The organism is Amycolatopsis oliviviridis (assembly GCF_014654365.1).
Classification (GTDB): domain Bacteria; phylum Actinomycetota; class Actinomycetes; order Mycobacteriales; family Pseudonocardiaceae; genus Amycolatopsis; species Amycolatopsis oliviviridis.
This window is the reverse complement of sequence record NZ_BNAY01000005.1, coordinates 109,735-132,534: the sequence shown is the minus strand read 5'-3', so window position 1 is coordinate 132,534 and position 22,800 is coordinate 109,735. Positions and strand designations below refer to the sequence as shown.

At 68.1% G+C, this 22,800-nt stretch carries 21 protein-coding genes and 1 pseudogene; 15 read left to right on the top strand and 7 right to left on the bottom strand.

The window, feature by feature from the left end:
* The first annotated feature begins 74 nt into the window (after positions 1-74).
* The 3 genes from IE302_RS22275 (at position 75) to IE302_RS22265 (ending at position 4,418) form a co-directional block, all read left to right on the top strand.
* Complete coding sequence (locus IE302_RS22275) at positions 75-1,205, top strand: LLM class flavin-dependent oxidoreductase (RefSeq protein ID WP_191256438.1); 1,131 nt, start codon at positions 75-77, stop codon at positions 1,203-1,205.
* Between the two features lie 437 nt (positions 1,206-1,642).
* Positions 1,643-2,896, top strand: coding sequence for an MFS transporter (locus IE302_RS22270; RefSeq protein WP_191256437.1), 1,254 nt, complete (start codon positions 1,643-1,645; stop codon positions 2,894-2,896).
* A 202-nt stretch (positions 2,897-3,098) separates the two neighbouring features.
* Positions 3,099-4,418 (top strand): sensor domain-containing diguanylate cyclase, encoded by a 1,320-nt coding sequence (locus tag IE302_RS22265; protein WP_191256436.1) that lies wholly within the window; start codon positions 3,099-3,101, stop codon positions 4,416-4,418.
* Here the strand turns inward: IE302_RS22265 and IE302_RS22260 are convergent.
* Positions 4,415-4,996 carry a TetR/AcrR family transcriptional regulator gene (locus tag IE302_RS22260; protein WP_191256906.1) on the bottom strand — a complete coding sequence of 194 codons (582 nt, stop codon included), beginning with the start codon at positions 4,994-4,996 and terminating at the stop codon, positions 4,415-4,417. The genes IE302_RS22265 and IE302_RS22260 overlap by 4 nt on opposite strands.
* Before the next feature lie 132 nt (positions 4,997-5,128).
* On the opposite strand from IE302_RS22260, the pseudogene IE302_RS22255 reads away from it, so the two are divergent.
* A pseudogene (locus IE302_RS22255) lies at positions 5,129-6,356 on the top strand (lipase family protein).
* A 68-nt stretch (positions 6,357-6,424) separates the two neighbouring features.
* Here IE302_RS22255 and IE302_RS22250 read toward each other — a convergent pair.
* Positions 6,425-6,832, bottom strand: a complete 408-nt coding sequence (locus IE302_RS22250; RefSeq protein WP_191256435.1) for a DUF3151 domain-containing protein — start codon at positions 6,830-6,832, stop codon at positions 6,425-6,427.
* A 232-nt stretch (positions 6,833-7,064) separates the two neighbouring features.
* Here IE302_RS22250 and IE302_RS22245 point away from each other — a divergent pair, with 232 nt between their 5' ends.
* A complete protein-coding gene (locus IE302_RS22245; RefSeq protein ID WP_191256434.1) occupies positions 7,065-8,282 on the top strand; it encodes a hypothetical protein in 1,218 nt (405 codons plus the stop codon).
* 103 nt (positions 8,283-8,385) lie between these two features.
* Here the strand turns inward: IE302_RS22245 and fbaA are convergent, their stop codons facing one another.
* Together fbaA and IE302_RS22235 are read right to left on the bottom strand one after the other, a co-directional pair.
* On the bottom strand, positions 8,386-9,417 hold the full coding sequence (gene fbaA, locus IE302_RS22240) for a class II fructose-bisphosphate aldolase (protein ID WP_191256433.1): 1,032 nt from the start codon (positions 9,415-9,417) through the stop codon (positions 8,386-8,388).
* Between the two features lie 83 nt (positions 9,418-9,500).
* Positions 9,501-10,322 (bottom strand): LLM class F420-dependent oxidoreductase, encoded by an 822-nt coding sequence (locus tag IE302_RS22235; protein WP_191256432.1) that lies wholly within the window; start codon positions 10,320-10,322, stop codon positions 9,501-9,503.
* 50 nt (positions 10,323-10,372) lie between these two features.
* Between IE302_RS22235 and IE302_RS22230 the strand changes: the two genes are divergently transcribed.
* The 6 genes from IE302_RS22230 (at position 10,373) to IE302_RS22205 (ending at position 16,239) form a co-directional block, all read left to right on the top strand.
* Positions 10,373-11,287: an aldo/keto reductase gene (locus tag IE302_RS22230; protein WP_191256431.1), complete on the top strand. Its 915-nt coding sequence runs from the start codon at positions 10,373-10,375 to the stop codon at positions 11,285-11,287.
* 149 nt (positions 11,288-11,436) lie between these two features.
* Entirely contained in the window at positions 11,437-12,336 is a 900-nt protein-coding gene (locus tag IE302_RS22225; RefSeq protein WP_191256430.1) for an SDR family oxidoreductase, read from the top strand.
* A gap of 4 nt (positions 12,337-12,340) precedes the next feature.
* Positions 12,341-12,814, top strand: a complete 474-nt coding sequence (locus IE302_RS22220) for a pyridoxamine 5'-phosphate oxidase family protein (RefSeq protein ID WP_191256429.1) — start codon at positions 12,341-12,343, stop codon at positions 12,812-12,814.
* 79 nt (positions 12,815-12,893) lie between these two features.
* Positions 12,894-14,363: a flavin-containing monooxygenase gene (locus tag IE302_RS22215; protein WP_191256428.1), complete on the top strand. Its 1,470-nt coding sequence runs from the start codon at positions 12,894-12,896 to the stop codon at positions 14,361-14,363.
* Positions 14,360-15,238 carry a metal-dependent hydrolase gene (locus IE302_RS22210; protein ID WP_191256427.1) on the top strand — a complete coding sequence of 293 codons (879 nt, stop codon included), beginning with the start codon at positions 14,360-14,362 and terminating at the stop codon, positions 15,236-15,238. Before IE302_RS22215 ends, IE302_RS22210 begins: the two co-directional genes overlap by 4 nt.
* Positions 15,235-16,239 carry a PDR/VanB family oxidoreductase gene (locus IE302_RS22205; RefSeq protein ID WP_191256426.1) on the top strand — a complete coding sequence of 335 codons (1,005 nt, stop codon included), beginning with the start codon at positions 15,235-15,237 and terminating at the stop codon, positions 16,237-16,239. The genes IE302_RS22210 and IE302_RS22205 overlap by 4 nt, the downstream gene beginning before the upstream one ends.
* A gap of 4 nt (positions 16,240-16,243) precedes the next feature.
* Here IE302_RS22205 and IE302_RS22200 read toward each other — a convergent pair whose 3' ends face one another.
* Positions 16,244-16,528 carry a YciI family protein gene (locus tag IE302_RS22200; RefSeq protein ID WP_191256425.1) on the bottom strand — a complete coding sequence of 95 codons (285 nt, stop codon included), beginning with the start codon at positions 16,526-16,528 and terminating at the stop codon, positions 16,244-16,246.
* 164 nt (positions 16,529-16,692) lie between these two features.
* Between IE302_RS22200 and IE302_RS22195 the strand changes: the two genes are divergently transcribed.
* The 4 genes from IE302_RS22195 (at position 16,693) to IE302_RS22180 (ending at position 19,785) form a co-directional block, all read left to right on the top strand.
* Positions 16,693-17,268: a SigE family RNA polymerase sigma factor gene (locus IE302_RS22195; protein ID WP_005152416.1), complete on the top strand. Its 576-nt coding sequence runs from the start codon at positions 16,693-16,695 to the stop codon at positions 17,266-17,268.
* A 91-nt stretch (positions 17,269-17,359) separates the two neighbouring features.
* Entirely contained in the window at positions 17,360-18,562 is a 1,203-nt protein-coding gene (gene nagA / locus IE302_RS22190; RefSeq protein WP_191256905.1) for an N-acetylglucosamine-6-phosphate deacetylase, read from the top strand.
* Positions 18,563-18,580: 18 nt separating this feature from the next.
* On the top strand, positions 18,581-19,009 hold the full coding sequence (locus tag IE302_RS22185; RefSeq protein ID WP_191256424.1) for a hypothetical protein: 429 nt from the start codon (positions 18,581-18,583) through the stop codon (positions 19,007-19,009).
* A 53-nt stretch (positions 19,010-19,062) separates the two neighbouring features.
* Complete coding sequence (locus IE302_RS22180) at positions 19,063-19,785, top strand: DedA family protein (protein ID WP_191256423.1); 723 nt, start codon at positions 19,063-19,065, stop codon at positions 19,783-19,785.
* Positions 19,786-19,861: 76 nt separating this feature from the next.
* Here the strand turns inward: IE302_RS22180 and IE302_RS22175 are convergent, their stop codons facing one another.
* Together IE302_RS22175 and IE302_RS22170 are read right to left on the bottom strand one after the other, a co-directional pair.
* Positions 19,862-21,247, bottom strand: a complete 1,386-nt coding sequence (locus tag IE302_RS22175) for an FAD-binding oxidoreductase (RefSeq protein WP_191256422.1) — start codon at positions 21,245-21,247, stop codon at positions 19,862-19,864.
* Positions 21,248-21,266: 19 nt separating this feature from the next.
* Positions 21,267-22,751, bottom strand: a complete 1,485-nt coding sequence (locus IE302_RS22170) for an MFS transporter (RefSeq protein WP_191256421.1) — start codon at positions 22,749-22,751, stop codon at positions 21,267-21,269.
* Between the last annotated feature and the right edge of the window lie 49 nt (positions 22,752-22,800).

Here is a 22,800-nt window from a genome sequence, read left to right as displayed (position 1 = left end):
GCGGAACTCCTTGGCACGCCGAGGAACCCGGGCGTACTCGTCGTGCAGGGGGACACTGACGAGAGGGACGGACGATGCCGGTCGAATTCCTGGGTATCGGAGGCACCAACGACGGTTCGGAGACACATCCGCGTTCGGGCGGCGTCTTCGACAAGGACTACACGCTGCGCCTCGCGCGGGCTCACGAGGAGTTCGGCTGGGACAGGGTGCTGTTCGCGTACGGTTCCAGCGGACCGGACCCGGCGCAGGCGGCCGCGTACGTCGCGGCGAAGCTCGACAAGCTCCAGATCCTGTTGGCACACCGGCCGAACGTCTCGTATCCGACGTTCGCGGCGAAGACGTTCGCCACGCTGGACCAGCTCTCGGACGGGAAGCTCACGGTCCACTTCATCACCGGAGGCAGCGACCACGAGCAGCAGCGCGAAGGTGACTACCTCACGAAGGACGAGCGCTACTCACGCACGCGCGAGTACATCCAGATCGTGAAGCAGGCGTGGACGTCCGAAGAGCCTTTCGACCACGAAGGCGAGCACTACCGCTTCGCCGACTTCGTCCTCGACGTCCGTCCGGTGCAGCAGCCACGCCCTGGCGTCTCGTTCGGAGGCTCGTCTCCGGCGGCGTACGCGGCGGGCGGGGCCGAAGCGGACATCTTCTGCCTTTGGGGCGAGCCTCTCGCGCAGACGGCCGAGCAGATCGAGTCCGTCAAGGCCGCGGCGAAGGCCGCCGGCCGCACCGACGTCCCGCGGATCCAGGTCGCGTTCCGCCCGATCATCGCGCCGACCGAAGACCTCGCCTGGGAGAAGGCGCACCGCACGGTCGACGCCATCAAGGCCCGTACGAGCGGGGGCAGGCAGCTGACCCGGCGGCATTCGCTCACGAGCCCGGAGAACACCGGTTCGCAGCGGCTCCTGGCGGTCGCCGCCGAGGGCGAGCGGTTCGACCGGGCCCTGTGGACCCCGACCGCGGCCGCGACCGGCGGCGCCGGGAACTCCAACGCGCTGGTCGGCACGCCCGAGACCGTCGCGCAGGCCCTGCTCGACTACTACGACCTCGGCGTCGACATCCTCTCGGCGCGCGGGTACGACATGCTCGGCGACACGATCGACTTCGGCCGTCACGTCATCCCGATCGTGCGCGAGGAGGTCGCCAAACGCGACGCCGCGAAAGCGGCTTCGGCCCGGGAAGTACTCGCGGTCGACGGCTGAGCCGTTCACTCCACCGGATGGTGGTCCGGTAATCCATTCGGCCGAACGCCCCGATGGTCCGGCGGTCGCACAGCGGAGTCGAAGGAGGCTTCGGACACGCTCCGCGAAGACGCGGGGCCGGACTCCCGGCGACACGTCACCCCGAGGCGGATTCCGGCGCCGCGCAGGGCGACCGCGCGCGACTTTTACCGGCGAAACACCCGAAACGGCCGAAAGTCGCAGGTCCGCACGGTCGTGCCGGTCATCGGAACATCCCGGCGAACAGTGGCTCATCTGCGAAAAAGATCTCCGACTCCAGAAACCCGGCGAAAGAACCTAGCCAATCACCAACAGTCAGGAGACACTTACGTGAACGAATGACGCTTCGTGACGAGCTCGTGACCGCGTTACTCTCGGTCACGAGTTTGTCGCGTAATAAGGACCCTATTGGGGGCAACATGGCTTCGGCCGGACGGGTCACTTACCGAGAGGTGTTCGGTGTAGCCGAGTTCCGTTCGCTCTGGTTCGCCGAGCTGTTCTCGATCTTCGGCGACCAGCTCGCCAGGGTCGCCCTCTCGGTCCTCGTCTTCACCGAAACCCGCTCCGCGACCCTGACCGGTCTCACCTACGCGCTGACCTACGCCCCGTCGCTGCTCGGCGGCATCTTCCTCACCGGATTCGCGGACCGCTTCCCCCGCCGGACCGTGATGGTGGTCGTCGACCTCTTACGGGCCTTGCTGATCGCGCTCGTCGCGGTCCCGGTGCTGCCGTTCTGGGTCCTGTGCGTCCTCGTCGGCGCCGTCTCGCTGCTGAACCCGCCGTTCAAGGCCGCCCAGCTCGCCCTGCTGCCGCAGATCCTCGAAGGCGACCGCTTCGTCGTCGGCATGGCGATCCGCAGCATGACGGTCCAATCGGCGCAGCTGGCCGGGTTCGCCGGCGGCGGTCTCCTGCTGACCACGCTCGAACCCCACATCGCCCTCGCGCTGGACGCGGTCACCTTCGTGATCTCGGCGCTGTTCGTCCGGTTCGGGCTGGCCACGCGCCCGGCCGCGGCGTCCGGCGAGAAGCGCAAGTCGTTCTTCGCGTCGATCGGCTCGGGCGGGAAGATCGTCTTCGCCAGCGCGGGACTGCGCTCGCTGCTGCTGTTCACCTGGCTGATGGGACTGCTGCCGGTGTACGAGGGCATCGCGGCGCCCTACGTCGCCTCGTCGGGCGGCGGGCCCGAGATCATCGGCCTGCTGCTGGCCGCCGACCCGATCGGCAGCGTGATCGGCGCGTTCATCTACTCGCGCTGGGTGCCCGCGCACGTCAGACCCAAGCTGATCGGGCCGCTTTCCGCGCTGACGGCGATTCCGCTGCTGCTGTGCTTCCTGCAGCCCGGTCCGCTGTCGTCGATCGTGCTGTTCGTGCTCTGCGGCGGCTTCGGCACGGTGGCGCTGATGCAGGCGACGGCGTCACTGACGCTGGCCGTGCCGGACGAGAGCCGGGCGCAGGTGATGGGCCTGTCGAACACCGGGCTGACCACGACGATGGGCGTGAGTCCCCTGATCGGCGGCATCCTGGCGGATCAGATGGGTCCGCAGTCGACGGTCGGCGTCTTCGGGCTTGCGGGATTGCTGCTGACCGTCCCGCTGGCGTTGAGCTGGTGGCGGACCCTCAGCGGCGACCCGGAACGGTGGCAGGAAAAAGACGCCGCACGCGCAGAACATTGAGGTGTTCCACGCGCCGGCCCGATCGCGCGGCCTTCCGGCGCGCGCCCCAGTTCACTGATCCCTACCGGCCATCGCTGGCACCTTTCCCTCGACCTCTCAGAGAAAAGTACACACCTAGGGAGCTTGTCGACAGCCCGCAAGTCGGTAGAAGCTGTCCGTAAGTAGGGGGTTTCGGAGAATGACGCAAGAGTCAGGGGGAAAGATGATCACATCGGAGGAACGCGCTGGACATCGTTCGGCTCTCACGGTAGCGACGTGGGAGCTGTGGAAGAGGCCTAAGAACTGGATCGCCTACACCGGGCTTTCCGTGGCGACGATGCTGGCACTGACGGGGGTCTTCGCCGCATCCATCGCCATCACGTCTTCGCAGGTCCTGCTCTGTTTTCTGCTCGCCGGGCTCGCCATCGCGCACACCGAGGCGACCCGCCGGATCGAGCGGCAGCGCCGCAGCATGAGCGTCACCCCGCACATCAACATGACCTCGGTCTGGGTGCTGCCGGGCGCGATTCTGCTCCCGCCGCAGCTGACCGCGCTTCTCGTCACCGTGATCTATCTTCACCTCGGATACCGCAGCTGGGCAGGCCTTCGCACGGTCAATCCTCATCGGACTGTGGCGAACGCCACATCGATGACGCTGACCGCGTTCGCCGCCTGGGCGGCCGTGCAGGCCGCCGGCACCGACATCGCGTCGGTGACGTCGATCTGTGTCGCGAGCCTCGCCTTCTTCCTGATGAACGCCGTCTTCACCGGCACCGGCCTGTACTTCGCGGCGCCCAAGAAGGCGACCGTGCAGACGCTCCTCGGCTCTTGGGACGACAACATCCTCGAAGCCTCCACCGTCTGCATCGGCGCGCTCGTGCTCGCCGTGCTGCCGCACCAGCCGGTGCTGGTGCTGCTCGTCTTCCTGCCGCTCTACCTGCTGCAGCGTTCGGTGCTGATCAAGCAGCTGGAAGAGCTCGCGACCACCGACCAGAAGACCCAGCTGCTCAACGCCACGACCTGGCAGCAGGGCGCCGTGCGCGAGGTCGCCCGCGCCGAGCGCGAGAACGGCCAGTTCGGCACGCTGATGATCGACCTCGACCACTTCAAGAGCATCAACGACACCTACGGCCACCTGGCGGGCGACGACGTGCTCAAGGGGGTCGCGGCGCTGGTCAAGGCCGAAACCCGGACGCAGGACCTCGCCGGCCGTTTCGGCGGCGAAGAGTTCGTCGTGCTCCTGACCTCGTCGTCGAAGAAGGAGTCCGTCGCGGTCGCCGAGCGCATCCGGCAGCGGATCAGCGAAATGGTCATCAAGACCCAGGACAACGAGGGCAATCCCGTGGTCATCGAGCAGCGGACGGCGTCGGTCGGCGTCGCGGCCTTCCCGTTCGACGGCCGGACGATCGACGAGGTCATGGCCTCGGCGGACGCCTCCGTCTACGCGGCCAAGCGCAACGGCCGCAACAGGGTCGTCTCATCACCGGATCTGGCGACGGTCGCCGAAGAGGCTGAAAAGTCACTGGAAGCCGTCGCGGCCTAGCGCAGTCTTTCCATCACGTCGGCGGCGGCCGTCCGGAGACGGACCACGCCGCCGACGGTGAATTCGGTGAGCAGGTCGATGAGCGCGTCCGCGTCGGGCGGCTCACCGTCCCAGCTCGCCTGGACGAGTGCCTCGGTCATCGCGAAGAACAGCGTGACCAGGGCCTTGTCCGCGCGGCCGGAATCGACGCCGTGGCGGGCCCAGCGCTGCCTGCTCGCCTCGGTATAGACCCCCGCGAGCCGTTCACGGAGCCGGGTCAGCGCCGGGTCGCCCATGCGTTCCGCCTCGCGCAGCACCGGGAACGCGTCGGGATTCGCCGCGACGAAGGCGAACATGTTGGCGTAGTTCGCGCGCGCCCAGGACCGGAGTTCGGGCTGCGAGAGATCGAGAGCGGGCGCGCCGATCGCCTCGAAGGCGCGCTCCTCGATGTCGGCCACGACCTGGGCGAACAGCGACGTGCGATCGCCGAACTGCTCGTAGACGGCTTGGCGGGACACCCCCGCGCGCCGGGCGATCTGCTCGATCGTCGCGGCCTGCGCGCCGTGCACCGCGAAGACACCCTCCGCCGCACCCAGCACCCGCGCACGCTGCTCGCCGATGGGGAGCTTGCGGGGCCTGCCTCTCGGCGCCGGACTTGACATTGTGCGCCACCTCACTGACTCTCTTTTCCGACACCTCTGTCGAAAATGTGTGCTCAACGAGGAGCAACCATGCGTCCAGGATCCCGGCGCGGTGTTCCCGCCGCCGTCTCGGCGGCCACCGTCGCGGCCCTGCTGACCTTCGGGGCACCGCAGGCCATCGCCGAACCGTCCTTCTACGACCCCCCCGTCGCCACTGCCCGCGGGTGTTCCCGGCGACATCATCCGGCACGAACCGTCCACGTTCTACGTCGATCCCGTGAAACTCATCAAGGCCGACGCGGACGTCCAGCGGATCATGTACCGCAGCACCGACACGCACGGGAAGGCGAACGCCGTCACCGGCACCGTCCTCACCCCGAAGAAGGCGTGGACCGGCGCGGGCGAGCGGCCTGTCATCGGCTACGCGGCCGGGACGCAGGGCGTCGGCGACCAGTGCGCGCCGTCGAAGGCCCTCTCGGCGGGCATGGAGTACGAAGGCCCCTTCATCGCCGGATTGCTGCTTCGCGGCTACGGCGTCGTCGTCACCGACTACGAGGGCCTCGGCACTCCCGGCGTCCACACGTACGTCAACCGCGTCGCGGAAGGCAACGCCGTCCTCGACTCGATCCGCGCGGCGCAACGCTTGCCCGAAGCGAACCTGCCGGACAACGGTCCGGTCGCGACCGCGGGCTACTCGCAGGGCGGCGGCGCGTCAGCGTCGGCGGCCGAACTGCAGCCGTCGTACGCGCCCGAACTCAAGCTGAAGGGCTCGTACGCGGGCGCCGTCCCGGCGGACCTGGCCGAGGTCGGCAAGAACATCGACGGTCACTACGCCTTCGGGTTCCTCGGGTTCACGCTGGTGAGCATGGACGCGGCGTACCCGGAGCTGAACATCCCGGCCGTGCTGAACGCGAAGGGCGCCGAAGCGTTCGAAAAGGTCAAGCAGGAGTGCACAGTGGACGCGATCTTCGCGCACGCGTTCACCCAGTCGAAGAATCTGACGAAGGACGGCAGGCCGCTGACCGCGTACCTCGGCGAAGAGCCGTACAAGACGCGGGTCGGCGAGCAGCTCATCGGGGCGCGGAAGCCGGGCGCGCCGACGCTGGTCGTCCACAGTGCACTCGACGACATCGTGCCCTACGCACAGGGCCGGACCATGGCGCGCTCGTGGTGTGCGAAGGGCGCGAAGGTGCAGTTCTCGACTTCGCTGGTTCCCACGCACGTGGGTGGGGCTATCCGGGCTTTCCCGGAGGCCTTCGCCTGGCTTGAGGGTCGCTTCGCGGGACTGCCGGCCGTGGGGAACTGCGGGCTGTTCTAGGGGTCACCGAACGCTATGAAGGACGCTTTCATTGCAAATTTTGCCATGAAAGCGTCCTTCATAGCGGCTCACTTGAGGCCGGTGGCTTCCGCGGCGGCGGGGTCCGAGTCGCTCAGGAAGGTCCTGCAGCGGTCGTACTCCTCGGTCTCGCCGATCTTGCCGGCGGCCTTGCCGAGGACGGCGAGGGAACGCAGGAAACCCTGGTTCGGCCGGTGCGACCACGGCACCGGGCCGTGTCCCTTCCAGCCCGCGCGGCGAAGCTGGTCCAGGCCACGGTGGTAACCGGTGCGGGCGTACGCGTAGGCAGCGACGGTCTCGCCTGCTTCGAGCGCCTTCTCGGCGAGGGCGGCCCACGCCTCGCTGTAGTCGGGGTGCTCGGCGGCGACGGCGGCCGGATCGCTCCCGGCGTCCAGCGCCGCCTGCGCGGCGGTGTGCTCGGGGAGATGCGTCGGCTGGGGGCCGAGGAGATTCGTCATGCGCCCCATCTTGCCAACGGCGTGTGACTAGAAGAACAGGCTCCCGAGAATGCCCCCACCGGCCAGTACCAGAGCGGCGACGAGCACCGCCGCGACGAGTCGTTTCGGCATCATGGCGGCACACCTTGCCCTGCTTCGCACGCCGACCGCAAATCCGCCACCCCTACGGGTGAACCCCGATTTTCGACCCCAAATGCCCATCTCGTGACCTGGAGCAGGGAAGATGTCCCGCATGACAAAGGCGACAGAAGTGACCGGGGACCTTTCGCCGGGTGTCATCCCCCGCAGCCCCATCGCGAAGACGAGGCTGTTCTTCAAACTTCATTGGCACCGCGGCGCGCCGGGACAGGCGACACCGGACTGGGTGCTGAACTTCTGCTACTCGATGTGGCTGGCCGCGTTCGCCTTCAAACTGGTGGGCTCGTCCTGGGACATGTCGTGGCACTTCATGTGGTTGCGGGACGACCTCGCCCCGCCGCACCTGATCAACACCGTCGGCACGGTGATCATCATGGTGCTGGTGGCGATCCACAGCTACACCGGCATGGGCGCCGACAGGCGTTCGCTGCGGTTGATGCAGATCGGGCTCGTGGTGTTCCTCATCGCGGCGCCGCTGGACGTCATCAACCACCGCGTCAACGGTCTCGACCTGACCGCGTGGAGCCCGTCGCACATGATGCTCTACATCGGAACGGGCATCATGCAGGCCGGGGTGATCATGGGCTGGCTGAAGTACGCCAAGCCGGGCCGGACGCGGACTGGTGTCCTGATCGGACTGTGGGCGTTCTTCCTGGAGAACACGTTCTTCCCGAACGGCCAGCAGGAGTACGGCATCCTCGGCCTGCGCGCCTGGGAACGCGGCACGCCCGAGGCCGAGCCCGAGCTGCTGAACTTCGCCGCCGACCAGATCGGGCATCCGGTCGACCGGGTGGCAGTCGAGTACTTCACGATGCCGATCGACGACTGGGTCTACCCGCTGTGGGGCATCGGCGTGATGGCGCTGATCTTCGCGCTGGCGCGGTACACGACCGGCTTCCGCTGGGCCGGGACGACGGTCGCCGCCGCCTACCTCGCCTACCGGCTGGTGATGTGGCCGCTGCTGCTCGGGATGGGCTTCCCGATCTCGGTCGTGCCGTTCTACCTGCTCGCCGTCGGACTCGCGGTCGACCTGGCGTTCCGCATCGGACGGGGTCATCCGGTGCTGACGGCGGGCGCCGGCGCGCTGCTGGTGACGGCGTTCGGCTACGGGATGCTGTGGGTGCAGTCACAGTTCCGGCCGTGGATCCTCGGCGACGCGCATACGGAGTCGGCGCCGCCGGTGGCGTACTGGACGGCCGCGGTCTGCCTGGTCGGGGTCGGCGCGCTGTGGGCCGCCGCCGGACCGGGGACGCGGGCGGTGAACTCGCTGCTGGAGAAGCGCCGGGGGCGCTCGGAGCTTCCGGCCGCCTGAGCCACGACAAGTACGTGATGGCCCCCTTCACTGCGCTAGACGCAGTGAAGGGGGCCATCACGTACTCAAACCAAACGCATTCAGAGGACTAAATGCGTTCTAGTCAGGAGAGCTTGTTGCCCGCCGACCCCAGCGACTGGGCGGCCTCGACGATACGCGCGGCCATGCCGGCCTCGGCGGCCTTCAGGTAGCTACGCGGGTCGTAGACCTTCTTGTTGCCGACCTCGCCGTCGATCTTCAGGACGCCGTCGTAGTTCTTGAAGAAGTGGTCCGCGATCGGCCGGGTGAAGGCGTACTGCGTGTCCGTGTCGACGTTCATCTTCACGACGCCGTAGGACACCGCCTCGCGGATCTCCTCCGGCAGCGAGCCGGAACCGCCGTGGAAGACCAGCTCGAACGGCTTCGAACCGGCCGGGAGGCCGAGCTTCTTCGACGCCGCCTCCTGGCCGCCCTTGAGCACGTCCGGGCGCAGCTTCACGTTGCCCGGCTTGTAGACGCCGTGCACGTTGCCGAAGGTCGCGGCCAGCAGGTAGCGGCCGTTCTCGCCGGAGCCGAGCGCGTCGATCGTCTTCAGGAAGTCGCCCTCGGCGGTGTACAGCTTCTCGTTGATCTCGGCCTCGACGCCGTCTTCCTCGCCGCCGACGACGCCGATCTCGACCTCGAGGATGATGTTCGCGGCCGCGGCCTTGGCGAGCAGCTCCTGCGCGATCTCGAGGTTCTCGTCGAGGTCGATCGCGGAGCCGTCCCACATGTGGCTCTGGAACAGCGGGTTCTGGCCGTTCTTGACCCGCTCCGCCGAGATCTCGATCAGCGGGCGGACGAAGCCGTCGAGCTTGTCCTTCGGGCAGTGGTCGGTGTGCAGCGCGACGTTGACGTCGTACTTGGCGGCGACGACCTGGGCGAACTCGGCGAGCGCGACCGAACCGGTCACCATGTCCTTGACCTTCTGGCCGGAGGCGAACTCCGCGCCGCCGGTGGAGAACTGGATGATCCCGTCGCTCTCCGCCTCGGCGAACCCGCGGATGGCGGCGTTCAGGGTCTCCGACGAGGTCACGTTGATGGCCGGGTAGGCGAATTCGTTCGCCTTCGCCCGGTCGAGCATCTCCGCGTAGACCTCGGGGGTGGCGATGGGCATCGTTTACTCCTCCTCGAAGCAGGCTGGTGCACCTCTCGGCCGCATCGTACGAGGTCGGCCGGGAGGTGCCTACAGCCGTCGCGTCAGAGCAGGACGGCGGCGAGCGCGCGGTAGACCGGCAAGGGGTCCTGGTTCAGTACCTGGATGTTCACGTGGTCCGCACCGGCTTCGATGTGCGCGGTGACGCCGCGGGCGACCGTCTCGGCGTCGCCGTGGACGGCCAGCGCGTCGATCAGCTTGTCACTGCCCTGCCCCGTCAGGTCCTCGTCGGTGAAACCGAGTTTCCGCAGGGAGTTCGTGTAGTTGACGAGGCCGAGGTAGAAGCCGACACCGCCCCGTCCGATCTCACGGGCCTTCGCCGGATCGGCCTCGAGGACGACCTTCTGCTCGGGCGCGAGCAGCGGTCCCTCGCCGAGGATCTCGCGCGCCTGGCGCGTGTGCTCGGGCGTCATCAGGTACGGGTGAGCTCCCGCTGTGCGGTCCCCTGCGAGTTTGATCACCTTCGGGCCGAGAGCGGCGAGCGCGCGGCCTTCGACGGGCACTCCGGCCTCGTCGAGGGCGTCGAGGTACTCCACCAGCGCGGTGTACGGCTTCTTGAACTCCGCGGTGTGCTCGCGGTGCCCCGCGCCGACGCCGAGCAGGAAGCGGCCCGGGTGCTTCGCTTCGATGCGCTTGTAGGACTCGGCGACCGTCGCCGCGTCGTCCTTCCAGATGTTGACGATGCCGGTGGCGACCTTGATCGTCTTCGTCGCGTCGAGCAGTTCCTCCGCCTTCGCGAGGTCACCGGCCGGTGAGCCGCCGAGCCAGATGGCGCCGTAGCCGAGTTCCTCCAGTTCACGCGCGAGTTCCGGGGTGAACACGCTTTCGTGCTGCCAGATGCCGATCCTGCCGAGTTCGATTCCCATGTTCCGAGCTAACACCACGCCCCGCCGATGTCTTCCCTTATGTTCGAGGCATGGCGAAACTCGGGAACACCGACCTCGACGTCCGGGGAATCAACCTCGGCGGGAACGTCTTCGGCTGGACCGCGGACGAACAGCAATCCTTCGCCGTCCTCGACGCCTACACGGCGGCCGGCGGCAACTTCATCGACAGCGCCGACCTCTACTCGGGCGGCGGCTCCGAAACGATCATCGGCAACTGGCTGAGCCGTCGCGGCCGTCGCGACGACGTCGTCATCGCGACCAAGACCGGTATGTGGGACCAGCGGAAGGGGCTGTCGGCGGCGAACATCGCGGCGGCGGCCGAGGATTCGCTGCGCCGGCTCCAGGTCGACCACATCGACCTCTACTACTCGCACATCGACGATCCCGAGACCCCGATCGAGGAGACACTGCGTGCCTTCGACGCGCTCGTGCGCGCGGGCAAGGTCCGCTACATCGCGGCGTCGAACTACTCGGCGGAACGACTGAGCGAGTCACTGTCCATTTCGGACCGTGAAGGTCTCGCGAAGTACGTCGCGCTGCAACCGCACTACAACCTCGTCGAGCGGGACTACGAACGCGACCTGGCGCCGACGGTCGAGCGGGAGGGACTGACCATCCTGCCGTATTTCTCGCTGGCGAAGGGTTTCCTGGCCGGGAAGTACCGGTCGAAGGACGACCTCGGCGACAGCCCGCGTGCCGCCCGCGCTTCGTCCTATTTGGACGAACGAGGTGAGCGGGTTCTTTCCGCGCTCGACGGGATCGCGGGCGATCGCGGCGTCTCGGTCGCGGCCGTTTCGCTGGCTTGGCTGTTCGCGCAGCCGACCGTCACCGCGCCCATCGCGAGCGCCCGTTCGGTCGAGCAGCTGAACGACCTCCTGCCCGCGGCCGACCTCGCGCTCACCCCCGGCGAGCTCGACGCCCTCAACACCGCCTCCGGAAGCTGACGCTCGTCGCGTTTCGTCCTCTGGATGCGGTAGTTCGCACTACCAACCATTGCATCCAGAGGACGAAACGCGGACTTACTTGCGGGTAGCTTACTCCGGGTAGGTTGGGGTACCGTCCGAAAGCCTTAGGGCTCGGACGAGGAGGCAACGTGGCCAAGAACAGCGTGAACGGCAAGGTCGTCCTGATCACCGGCGCCGCGAGGGGCATCGGCGCGGGACTCGCCGAACGCCTGGCCGCGCAGGGCGCGAAGGTCGCCCTGGTCGGCATCGAGGCCAAGGAACAGCAGGAGGTCGCCGACAAGATCGGCGCGAACGCCCACGCCTGGGAAGCCGACGTCACCAGCTGGGACGACCTCGAGCGGGCCACCGCCGGCGTCGTCGAGCACTTCGGCGGAATCGACATCGTCATCGCGAACGCCGGCATCGCGACCTCCGGCTTCGTCCGGTCGGTGGACCCGGCCGCCTTCGAGAAGGTCATCGAGGTCGACCTCCTGGGCGTCTGGCGCACCTTCCGCGTCACCCTCCCGCATGTCCTCGACCGCAAGGGCTACCTGCTCGCGATCTCCTCGCTGGCCGCGATCACCCACGCGCCCGGCATGGCCAACTACGCCGCCGCGAAGGCGGGCGTCGAGGCGTTCTGCAACAGCTTCCGCGCCGAGGTCGCCCACCTCGGCGTGAAGGTCGGCGTCGCGCACCCCACCTGGATCCGCACCGACCTGGTCGAAAGCGCCGACAAGCACCCGGTCTTCGGCAAGCTCCGCACCGGCATGCCCGGACTGCTCGGCAAGACCTACCCGCTGTCCGTCGCGCTCGACCACCTCCAGGCCGGGGTCAACAAACGCGCCCGCACGGTGCACGTGCCGCGCTGGGTCGGCGGGCTCAAGCTGATCCGCGCGTTCCTGCCGCCGATCATCGAGATCGGCGCGAAGGGCCGGATCAAGAAGGCCGACGCGGCGGCACTCGTGGACATCGAGCAGCGCGGCGCGTACGAATCTTCGATAACCGGTCAGGCAGGCCGGGCCGCCACAGCGTCCAACACGAAGGGCTGACCGCATGTCGCGTCGCGACCAGATCCGCATGTCACCTGACGAGCTCGCCGCGTACCTCGACGAGCAGAAGGTCATCAACGTCGCGACGATCGGCCCGAACGGCCGCCCGCATCTCGCGCCGCTCTGGTACTACCCGCACGAATCGGGCATCGCGACCTGGACCTACGGCTCGTCCCAGAAGGCGAAGAACCTGGAGCGCGACCCGCGCGCCACGGTGCTCATCGAGGACGGCGACAGCTACGACAAGCTCCGCGGGATCTCCCTCGAAGCCGACGTCGAGGTCATCACCGACACCGCCGTGGTCACCCAGATGGGTATCAAGCTCATGCAGCGGTACGCGGGCGCGAAGCCCGGGGACCCGGTGCCCGACGAGCTCGCCGGCTTCATCGGCAAGCAGGCCCCGAAGCGGATCGGGCTGATTTTCACGCCCACGAACATCGTGAGCTGGGATCACTCGAAGCTCGGCGGAACATACTGACGGGTAAGTCGTACTAGAAAGTAACTGTTACTTCAGGTAACGTCATCCGCGCAGGAAAGCCTCGACGCGGAGGGCGCAGATGACCGAGCGATTCAAGGTCGTGATCGTGGGCACCGGATTTTCCGGGCTCGGCCAGGCCATCCAGCTGGAAAAGGCCGGGATCACCGACTACGTGATCCTGGAGAAGGCGGACGAAGTCGGCGGTACGTGGCGGGACAACTCGTACCCCGGCTGCGCCTGCGACGTGCAGTCCCACATGTACTCGTTCTCCTACGAGCAGAACCCGGACTGGTCGCGGTCGTTCTCACCCGCCCCGGAGATCTTCCAGTACCTGAAGGACGTCACCGACAAGTACCGGCTGCGGCGCAAGATCCGGTTCGGCGTCGAACTCACCGGCGCATCCTGGGACGACACCACGCGCCGCTGGCACGTGCAGACGAAGTCGGGTGACCTCGAAGCCCAGTTCGTCGTCTCCGGTGTCGGTGGCCTCCACATCCCGCAGGTCCCCAAGCTGCCCGGGATCGAGAAGTTCAAGGGCCAGACCTGGCATTCCGCGCAGTGGAACCACGAGTACGACCTGCGCGGCAAGAAGGTCGCCGTGGTCGGCACCGGCGCCAGCGCGGTCCAGTTCGTCCCGAAGATCGCGCCCGACGTCGCCGAGCTGACGCTGTTCCAGCGCACGCCGCCGTGGATCATGCCGAAACCCGACCACGCCATGCCGAACTGGGCCAAGACCGCGTTCCGCCGGATCCCCGGCGTACAACGGCTTTACCGCAACGCGCTGTACTGGTTCCTCGAAGTGCGCGCCGTCGGCTTCAACGGCCACCCCGCGATCATGAAGGCGGGCGAGGTGATCGCGAAGCGCCACATCGGCAAGGGCGTGAAGGATCCGAAGCTGCGCAAGAAGGTCACCCCGGACTACACCATGGGCTGCAAGCGTGTACTGATCTCCAACGACTACTACCCGGCGATCGCTCGGTCCAATGTGGACGTGAACACCGACGGCGTGCGCGAGGTCAAGGCGCACAGCGTCGTCGACGGGAACGGCGTCGAGCACGAGGTCGACGCGATCGTCTACGGCACCGGCTTCAAGGTCACGGATGCCTTGGAGTACCTGGACATCACCGGGATCGACGGCCGCGACCTCGCCAAGGAATGGGCCACCGAGGGGATGCACACGCACAAGGGCATCAGCGTCGCCGGCTTCCCCAACCTGTTCTTCCTCCTCGGCCCGAACACCGCGCTGGGCCACAACTCCGTGGTGTTCATGATCGAATCGCAGGCCCGGTACGTCGTCGACGCGATCAAGCTCGCCGACTCGCGGGGCGCCGCCGCGCTCGACGTCCGCCCCGGCGTCCAGGAGAAGTTCCAGCGCGAGATCCAGGACAAGCTCGTCAAGGGCGTGTGGACCCAGGGCGGCTGCAAGAGCTGGTACCTCGACGCGAAGGGCGTCAACCGGACGATCTGGCCGGGCTTCACCTGGCGCTACTGGCTGGAGACCCGCAAGGTCGACCCGAGCGACTACGAACTCAGCGGGAGGGCATCGTGACGGCACAGCACGAGGATCACGAGCAGATCGTCCTGCACGCGCGTGACGTCGAGTTCGACTGGGCGTCGCTGCCGATGCACTGGATCCCCGGCGAACCGCAGGCGACGCACACGATCAACGTGCTGCATCTGGCGTTGCCGGAGGGCGAACGCTGGTTCGTCGAGGTGTTCAAGCAGGCCGTGCCGCTGATCCGCGACGAGCGGCTCAAGGAAGACGTCCTCGGCTTCATCGGCCAGGAGGCCATGCACGCCGAGGCGCACGACGGCGCCGCCGAACACCTCGAAGCGGCGGGCGTGAACGTGCGGCCGTACATCGCGCAGATGGAGTGGATGTTCCGCCGCCTGCTCGGCGATCGCGAGCTTTCCGCCAAGCGGCGCGAAGAATGGCTCATCGAACGGCTCGCCGTCATCGCCGCGATCGAGCACTACACCGCCTTCCTCGGGCAGTGGATCCTCGACGCCGAAGCGCTCGACAAGGCCGACGCCGACCCGACGATGCTGGATCTCCTGCGCTGGCACGGCGCCGAAGAGGTCGAGCACCGTTCGGTGGCCTTCGATCTGTTCATGCACCTCGACGGGCGCTACGGCCGCCGCGTGCGCAGCATGCTCGTCGTGACGCCGGTGCTCGCGTGGGTCTTCTTGCGGGGCACCAGGTTCCTCATGAAGAACGACCCGACGCGGCCGGGCAAGACACGTTTCCGGACCTATCTGCGGGTGGCGAAGCTCGGGCTGCTGCCTTCGGGCAAGCAGTTGCGGCGCGAACTCCTGCCGTACTTCCGGAAGTCCTATCACCCCACCGAAACCGGCAACACCGATCAGGCCGTCGCGTACCTCGCGAGCTCCCCGGCCGCGCTGGCCGCCGACGAACCACGGTGACGCCGCCGACGCGCCCGCTGCGGCTCGACGGCAGCGGGCGGACCGACCGCGCGATGGCGTCGCTGACCGGTGTCGTCGCGCTGTACCGCAGGCTCAGCGGCGTGAGCGGGCGCCGTCGTCCGCCGGTGGCCGCCGTCGACCGCGATCTCCCGCTGGTCGTCGACGACGTCCGCGCCGAGGCCGAAGGCGTCGTCAGTCTCAAGCTGGTGCACGAACGCGGCGAACCGCTGCCCCGGTGGCGGCCCGGCGCGCATGTCGACCTCTCGCCGCGGCCGGGGCTGGTCCGCCAGTACTCCCTATGCGGCGACCCGGACGACCGCGCGGCCTACCGCGTCGGCGTCCGGTTGCTCGGCGAGGGATCGACGGCGGTGCACGCCTTGAAGAAGGGCGCGAGGGTCACCGCGCGCGGCCCGCGCAACGCGTTCCCGTTCGTCGCGAGCCCGGCCTACCTGTTCGTCGCGGGCGGCATCGGGATCACGCCGATCCTGCCGATGGTGCGGCAAGCGGCCGCCGCGGGCGTGGACTGGCGGCTGGTCTACACCGGTCGCGACGAGGCTTCGATGCCGTTCCTGGATGAATTGTCCGGATACGGAGACCGTGTCTGGATCCGCCCGGACACGGACTACGGCATTCCCGCCTCGGGCGCGGAGCTGCTCGAAGGGGCACGAAAGAGTGCCCCGATTTACTGCTGTGGCCCGGTTCCGATGATCTCCGGCGTCCGGACGGACGCGGCGCTGCGCGGTTCGGGGCCGGTCTTCTTCGAGCGGTTCTCGACGCCGCCGATCGTCGGCGGCAAGCCGTTCCGCGTCGAACTGGCCCGCAGCGGCCGGACGCTGGACGTGCCCGCCGACCGCTCCACCCTCGATGTCCTGCGGGAATCCGTGCCCGGTATCGCTTATTCGTGCCGCCAGGGGTTCTGCGGGACGTGCGAGCTGCCGACGGTGGCCGGCGACCGCGTCCGGGTCTGCGTCGAACGCGGGCCGGTCACCCTCGATCTCTGAGTTGTCAGGCTTCTTTCGGCAGCCAGGCGCCGATCACCGGCTTGAACTCGCGGACGGTCCGCTCGGCGACGACACCTTCGAGGTGGTACGGGTCCTGGTCGATCACGTCGAGCAGCGCGGTCTCGTCGGCCGCCTGGTAGAGCGAGATGCCGCCGGAGCCGTCGCCCAGCGGGCCGCCGAGCGCGACGACGCCCTGTTCGGCCAGGTCGGAGAGGAATTTCCGGTGCCGGGGGCGCACGTCCTCCAGTTTTTCCTGCACGTACCGGATCTCCACCAGGAACCAGGCCATCGACGTCTCCAAGATCGCTGCGAACGGGTCGGGAGTAGACGTTATCCAAACCGGAAAGGCGTTCTCAGGATCCGATCAGGCAGGAGTCCCGCCCCACCCGATACGCTGACCGAGCGCCAGGCACAGGTTGTGCTTCAAAGGGGTAAATGAACAGGTAGGGGTAGATGTTCGAGGGCAATGCGGAACGCAGTGTCGAGGCGACCCTCGGCCACCTGCGCACCATGGACGGACCGGTCACGCCACCGCCGCCTGCGGCACCGCTGACCCTTGAAGATCTCTATCGCCAGCACCGGATGCGGCTCGTCCGGCTGGCCATCCTGCTCGTGGACGAACCGGCCACGGCCGAGGACGTCGTCCAGGAGGCGTTCACCGGGCTGCACCGCAACTGGGGGAAGCTGCGGGACGCCGCCGCGGCCGTCGGCTACCTGCGCACCGCCGTGGTCAACGGGTCGCGCAGCGTGCTGCGCCGCCGCAAGACCGCGCGCGAGTACGTCGCGCCGCACGCCGTCAACGCGCGTTCGGCCGAAAGCCTCGCCATGCTGTCGAGTGAACATCAGGCCGTTGTGGGCGCTTTGTCCAAACTGCCCCCTCGCCAGCGCGAAGTTCTGGTGCTCCGTTACTACGGTGGGCTGAGTGAGGCCGAGATTTCCGAGGCCGCCGGTATTTCGAAAGGTACCGTGAAGTCAACCGCCAGCCGGGCACTCGAGGCGCTGCAGAAAGCGATGCAGTCACCGAACTGATGCCCGGCCTTCATCTCGACCGCTGGGTTGTGCCGCCATGCTTGGTCCAGACCAATATATGCTGGGGGGCGTGAGAGGCGCCGGAGATTTCGTGATCGTGGGCGGCCGGGTAGTCGCCCCGGACCGTGTACTCGACGACGGCTGGCTGGCTATCGCCGGCGGCAAGATCGTCCAAGTCGGTACCGGGACACCCCCGGACATCAACCGCGTAGACGTCGACGGGTGCCTGGTCGTACCCGGGTTCGTCGACACCCACTGCCATGGCGGTGGGGGCGGCTCGTTCTCCAGCGGGAACCCCGAGGAGCTGTTCCGCGCGGTCCGCGCGCACCGGCGGCACGGGACCACGACCATGCTCGGCAGTCTGGTCTCGGACCCCATCCCGGTGCTCAGAGACCAGATCGCGGCGCTGCGTGAGCTGGTCCAAGAGGGTGAACTTGCCGGAATTCACCTCGAAGGACCCTTCATCTCGAAAGCCCGTTGCGGAGCGCACGACCCGGCGACGCTGATCGAGCCGGACACGGCGACCGTCAACGCGCTGCTCGGCGCGGGCCGCGGCGACATCCGGATGGTCACCCTCGCCCCGGAACTGCACGGCGGGATCAAGGCGGTGCGGCAACTGGCCGAATCGGGCGTCATCGCGGCGATCGGGCACACCGACGGCGTCGAAGACCAGATCGTCCCCGCGATCGACGCGGGCGCCTCCGTCGCGACACACCTCTTCAACGCCATGCGGCCCCTCCACCATCGCGAGCCGGGCCCGATCGGCGCCCTCCTCGACGACGAGCGGATCACCGTCGAGCTGATCTGCGACCTCGTCCACGTGCACCCGACGGTGCTTCGGCTGGCCGCGCACCACGCCGGCAAGGGCCGGACGGTGCTCATCACGGACGCGATGTCGGCCACCGACGCCGCCGACGGCAGCTACATCCTGGGCCGCCTCGAAGTCGACGTCCGTGACGGCGTCGCCACGCTGGCCGGGAACGGCTCCCTCGCCGGCAGCACATTGACCATGGACGCGGCCTTCCGCAACCTGGTCCGCGGCGCGGGCATCGACCTGCTCGACGCCGTCCGCGCGACCTCCGGGCGCCCCGCCGAACTGCTCGGCATCGCCGACCGGACCGGCTCGCTGCGCGCCGGGCTCGCGGCGGACGTCGTCGTGCTCGACCGCGACCTGCGGCCGGCCAAGGTGCTTCGCCAGGGCGAATGGGTCAAGGACGACGCTGCGGCTACATTGAGCGCCACGGCCCCGCTCAGCGGCGCGGTCGAAGGTGGTGTGTCGGTCAGCGACGGGTAGCGGCGAAGGGAGTCCCGGATGAGCGAGCCCAAGGACCCGGAAAAACTCCTAGCCGACGCTCTGCGCGCTCAGGCCGTCTTCGCCCCTTCGGCGGAGCGGATCTCCGAGGCTTCGACCGAGAAACCGGTTGAAGCGGACGATTCGGATACACAGGGCAATTCGAACACGCAGGGTAGTTCGGACGCCCCGGAGGCTCCTGGGCCGATTCCCGGGGAGAACGAGCTGCCGCTGCAGTACGGGCTGCTCTCCGGCGCCGGCGCGGACTCGCTCGAACGGGAGCGCGTCGCACTGGAGGACGCGGAGACGGCCCGGCTGGCAGAGCGCCCGACGCCGCCTCCGGCTCCTTCGCCCGGCAGTGCCCCGCTGCCCGCGTACTGGGTGTTGCTGCTGGCCGTGCTGCTGGGACTCGCCGCCGGTTCGGTGATCGGGCTGCTCACGCTGATCTGAGCCGCCCGTCCCGCCGGATCAAGGCACTCAGCGTCACCCTGTACCGTTTTGGTGTGATCCTGGCGCAGAACACCGTGACGACGATGGGCCTCCTGCCCGAGTGGCTGGACCCGAAGATCCTGCTGAGCGGGCTGACCGTCCCGGTCATCACCGTGCTCTGCCTGATCATCTTCATCGAAAGCAGCATCTTCCCGGTGCTGCCCGGCGACTCGCTGCTGTTCACCGCGGGCCTGCTCATCGCCAACGGCTCGATCAAAGCCCCGCTCTGGCTGGTGTGCGTGCTGGTCACGCTCGCCGCCCTGATCGGCAACATGCTCGGTTACGGGCTCGGCTGGAAGATCGGGCCCTGGCTGTTCCGCAAGCCGGATTCGAAGTTCTTCAACAAGAAGTACGTCGACCAGACACACGCGTTCCTGGAGAAGCACGGGCCGAAGGCGGTCGTGCTGGCCCGGTTCGTGCCGTTCGTGCGGACGTTCATCACCTGGATCGCCGGCATCGGCAAGATGGACCCGAAGAAGTACTTCACCTACACCGTCATCGGCGGCATCCTGTGGGCCGCCGGGATCACCGCACTCGGCCACCTGCTCGGCGGGGTCACCTTCATCGAGAAGAACATCGACGCGATCTTCATCCTGATCGTGCTGGTGTCCGTGGTGCCGATCGTGATCGAGTACCTGAAGGCGCGGCGCGAGAAGAAGCACGAGGCCGCCACCGCTTCGGCCGCTCCGGCCGCGGACCTGGACGCGACGCAGCAGATCCCGCGCGTGCGCGACTGACCCCTTCCGGCTCACCCCCGTGCAATGAAGGGGCCTTTCATAGCAAATTTTGCTATGAAAGGCCCCTTCATTGCAGCTAGAGGGAGAACATCGAGCCCGGGTTGAAGAGGTTCCCCGGGTCGAGGGCCTGCTTGATCTGGCGATGCACCCGAAGGCCGACCTCGCCGATCTCCTTGGCCAGCCACTCGCGTTTGATCCGGCCGATGCCGTGCTCGCCGGTGACCGTCCCGCCCAGCGACAGGGCCACGTCGAGGATCGCGTCGAAAGCCTTCCGCGCGCGGGCGAACTCCTCCTCGGAGTCCTGCGCGTAGACGATCGTCGGGTGCATGTTCCCGTCACCGGCGTGGCCGACGACGGCGATCCGCAGCCCGACCTCCTCGCTGATCCGCTCGCAGCCGGCGATCAGCTCGGCGATCCGGGTGCGCGGCACGCAGACGTCGTCGGTCAGCCAGACGCCGTACATCTCCAGCGCGGTGAGCACCACCCGCCGCGCCTGCAGCAGCATCTTGCCCTCTTCGAGATCTTCGGTGGCGTAGGCCAGATCCGCGCCGCAGTCGACGCAGATCTGTTCCAGCGCCGCGAGTTCCCGCCGCGCGACCTCGCCGCCGGAGTCGGATTGCGCGAGCAGCAAGGCCTTGCAGTCGGCGCTCGTGCCGAGGTCGGTCTTGAGATAGGCCTCGGCGGCCTTGATGGACGTCGCGTCCATGATCTCCATCAGCGACGGCACCAGCCCCTCGCGCACGACCCGCGCGACGGCTTCACCGGCGGCCTCCGTGCTGTTGAAGGCGGCGACGAGCGTGGAAGGCAGCTGTGGCAACGGTTTCAGCGCGACGGTCGCCTGTGTGATCACGCCGAGCGTGCCCTCGCTGCCGACGAACAGCCGCGCGAGGTCGTAGCCCGCGACACCCTTCACCGTGCGGCGCCCGGTGTTCAGCACCGAACCGTCGGCAAGCACGACTTCCAGTCCCAGCACGGAATCCGTGGTGACGCCGTACTTCACGCAGCACAGTCCACCGGCGTTGGTGGACAGGTTCCCGCCGATGGTGCACCAGTCGTAGCTGGAGGGATCCGGCGGATAGAACAGGCCGTGCTTCTCCACCGCGTTGCGGAAATCGAGGTTCACCACGCCGGGCTGCACGACGGCGAGCCGGTTGCCCTCGTCGATCTCGACGACCTGGTCGAGTTTCGTCAGCACCAGCACGACACAGCCGTCGATCGCGTTCGCGGCGCCGGACAGACCACTGCCGGCGCCGCGGGGCACGATCGGCACCTCGAACTCCGCGCAGGCCTTGACCACGGCCTGCACCCCTTCCACATCGGACGGCAGCACCACCGCGAGAGGCTTGCCGCTGTCGGCCAGCGGCATCATGTCGCGCGAGTAGGCGTCCGTGACGTCGGTGTCGGTGAGCACCGCGGCGGTGCCGAGATGCTCGCGGAGCCGGGTGACGAGGGGGTTGCTCATACCCTCATCGTAAGCTCGATTAGATCCGCACTGCGGAACTTTTTTTCCGATCGAGCAGAACGAAGGCTTGTACACCTGTATAGACGAGCACGGCGACGCCCGCCCATGCGGTGACGTGCACCCCCTGGGTGAAGGCCTCACGAGCCGACTCCAGGAGCGCCTGTCCCGCGACAGGGTCGAGCTGCTGCGCCGTCGCGACGGCGCCGCCGAGCGTGTCCCGCGCGGACTCGGCCGTGCCCTCCGGCAGGCCGGACCGGTAGACCGCGGTCGCGACACTGCCCAGGATCGCGGTGCCGAGCGCGCCGCCCAGCTCGAACCCGGTCTCGGAGATCGCCGAAGCGGCACCCGCCCGCTCGGCCGGGGCGGCCGAGATGACCAGGTCGTTCGTCAGCGTCTCCGACAAGGCGACACCGCCCCCGAGCAGCGTGAACGACACGACGACGTACGCGAGCCCGCCGCCGGCGGACACCTGCGTCAACGCCAGGAACCCGACCGCGGCGACCAGGAGACCACCGCTGACCAGCAAGGACACCCGGATCCGCTTCGCGAGCCAGGCCGCGAGGAGCGCGCCGGCGATACCGGCGGCCGTCGCCGGGAGCATCCACAGCGCGGCGACGACCGGGGTCAGCCCGAGCACCAGCTGCAGGTACTGCGGCACCAGGAACAACAGGCCGACCATGGCGAACACGCCGAGCATGTTCGTCACGACGGAGCCGCTGAAGGCCCGGTTCGAGAACAGCTTCAGGTCGAGCATCGGCTCGTCGAGGCGGTTCTGCCTGCGGACGAACAGGTAGCCGAGCGTGAGTCCGATCAGGACGCTGATCGCGGCCTTCAGACCGAAGCCGTGTTCGGCGACCAGCTTGATGCCGTAGACCACCGGCAGCATCGCGGCCAGTGACAGCAGCGCCGACAACGGGTCGAAGCGGCCCGGCTTCGGGTCACGCGCCTCCGGCAGCACGAACGGTCCGACGATCAGCAGCACCAGCATCACCGGGACGTTGATGAGGAACACCGAACCCCACCAGAAGTGCTCCAGCAGCCAGCCGCCGAGCACCGGCCCGAGCGCCATCCCGCCGGAGAACCCGGCGCTCCACACCGCGATCGCGGTCCGGCGCTGCTTCGGGTCGGTGAAGATGCTGCGGATCAGCGACAGCGTCGACGGCATCAGCGTCGCGCCACCGACGCCGAGCAGCGCCCGGGCGATGATCAGCATGAACGCGCTGGTCGAGAAGGCCGCGAGCACCGACGCGGCACCGAACGCCGCGGCGCCCATGAGCAGCAGCTTGCGACGGCCGACGCGGTCGCCGAGCGTGCCCATCAGGACCAGCAGGCCCGCCAGCATGAACGAGTAGATGTCGACGATCCACAACTGCTCCGCACCGGTGGGTGCCAGATCCTCGGACAGGAACGGCAGCGCGAACCCGAGCACGGTCATGTCCACGCTGATCAGCAGCACCGGAAGCACCAGTACCGCCAACGCCCACCACTGCTTGCGCCCCGCCATGGCGCACTCTCCTTAAGCTAAACCGTCTGGACGGTACAGTTACCGCCTC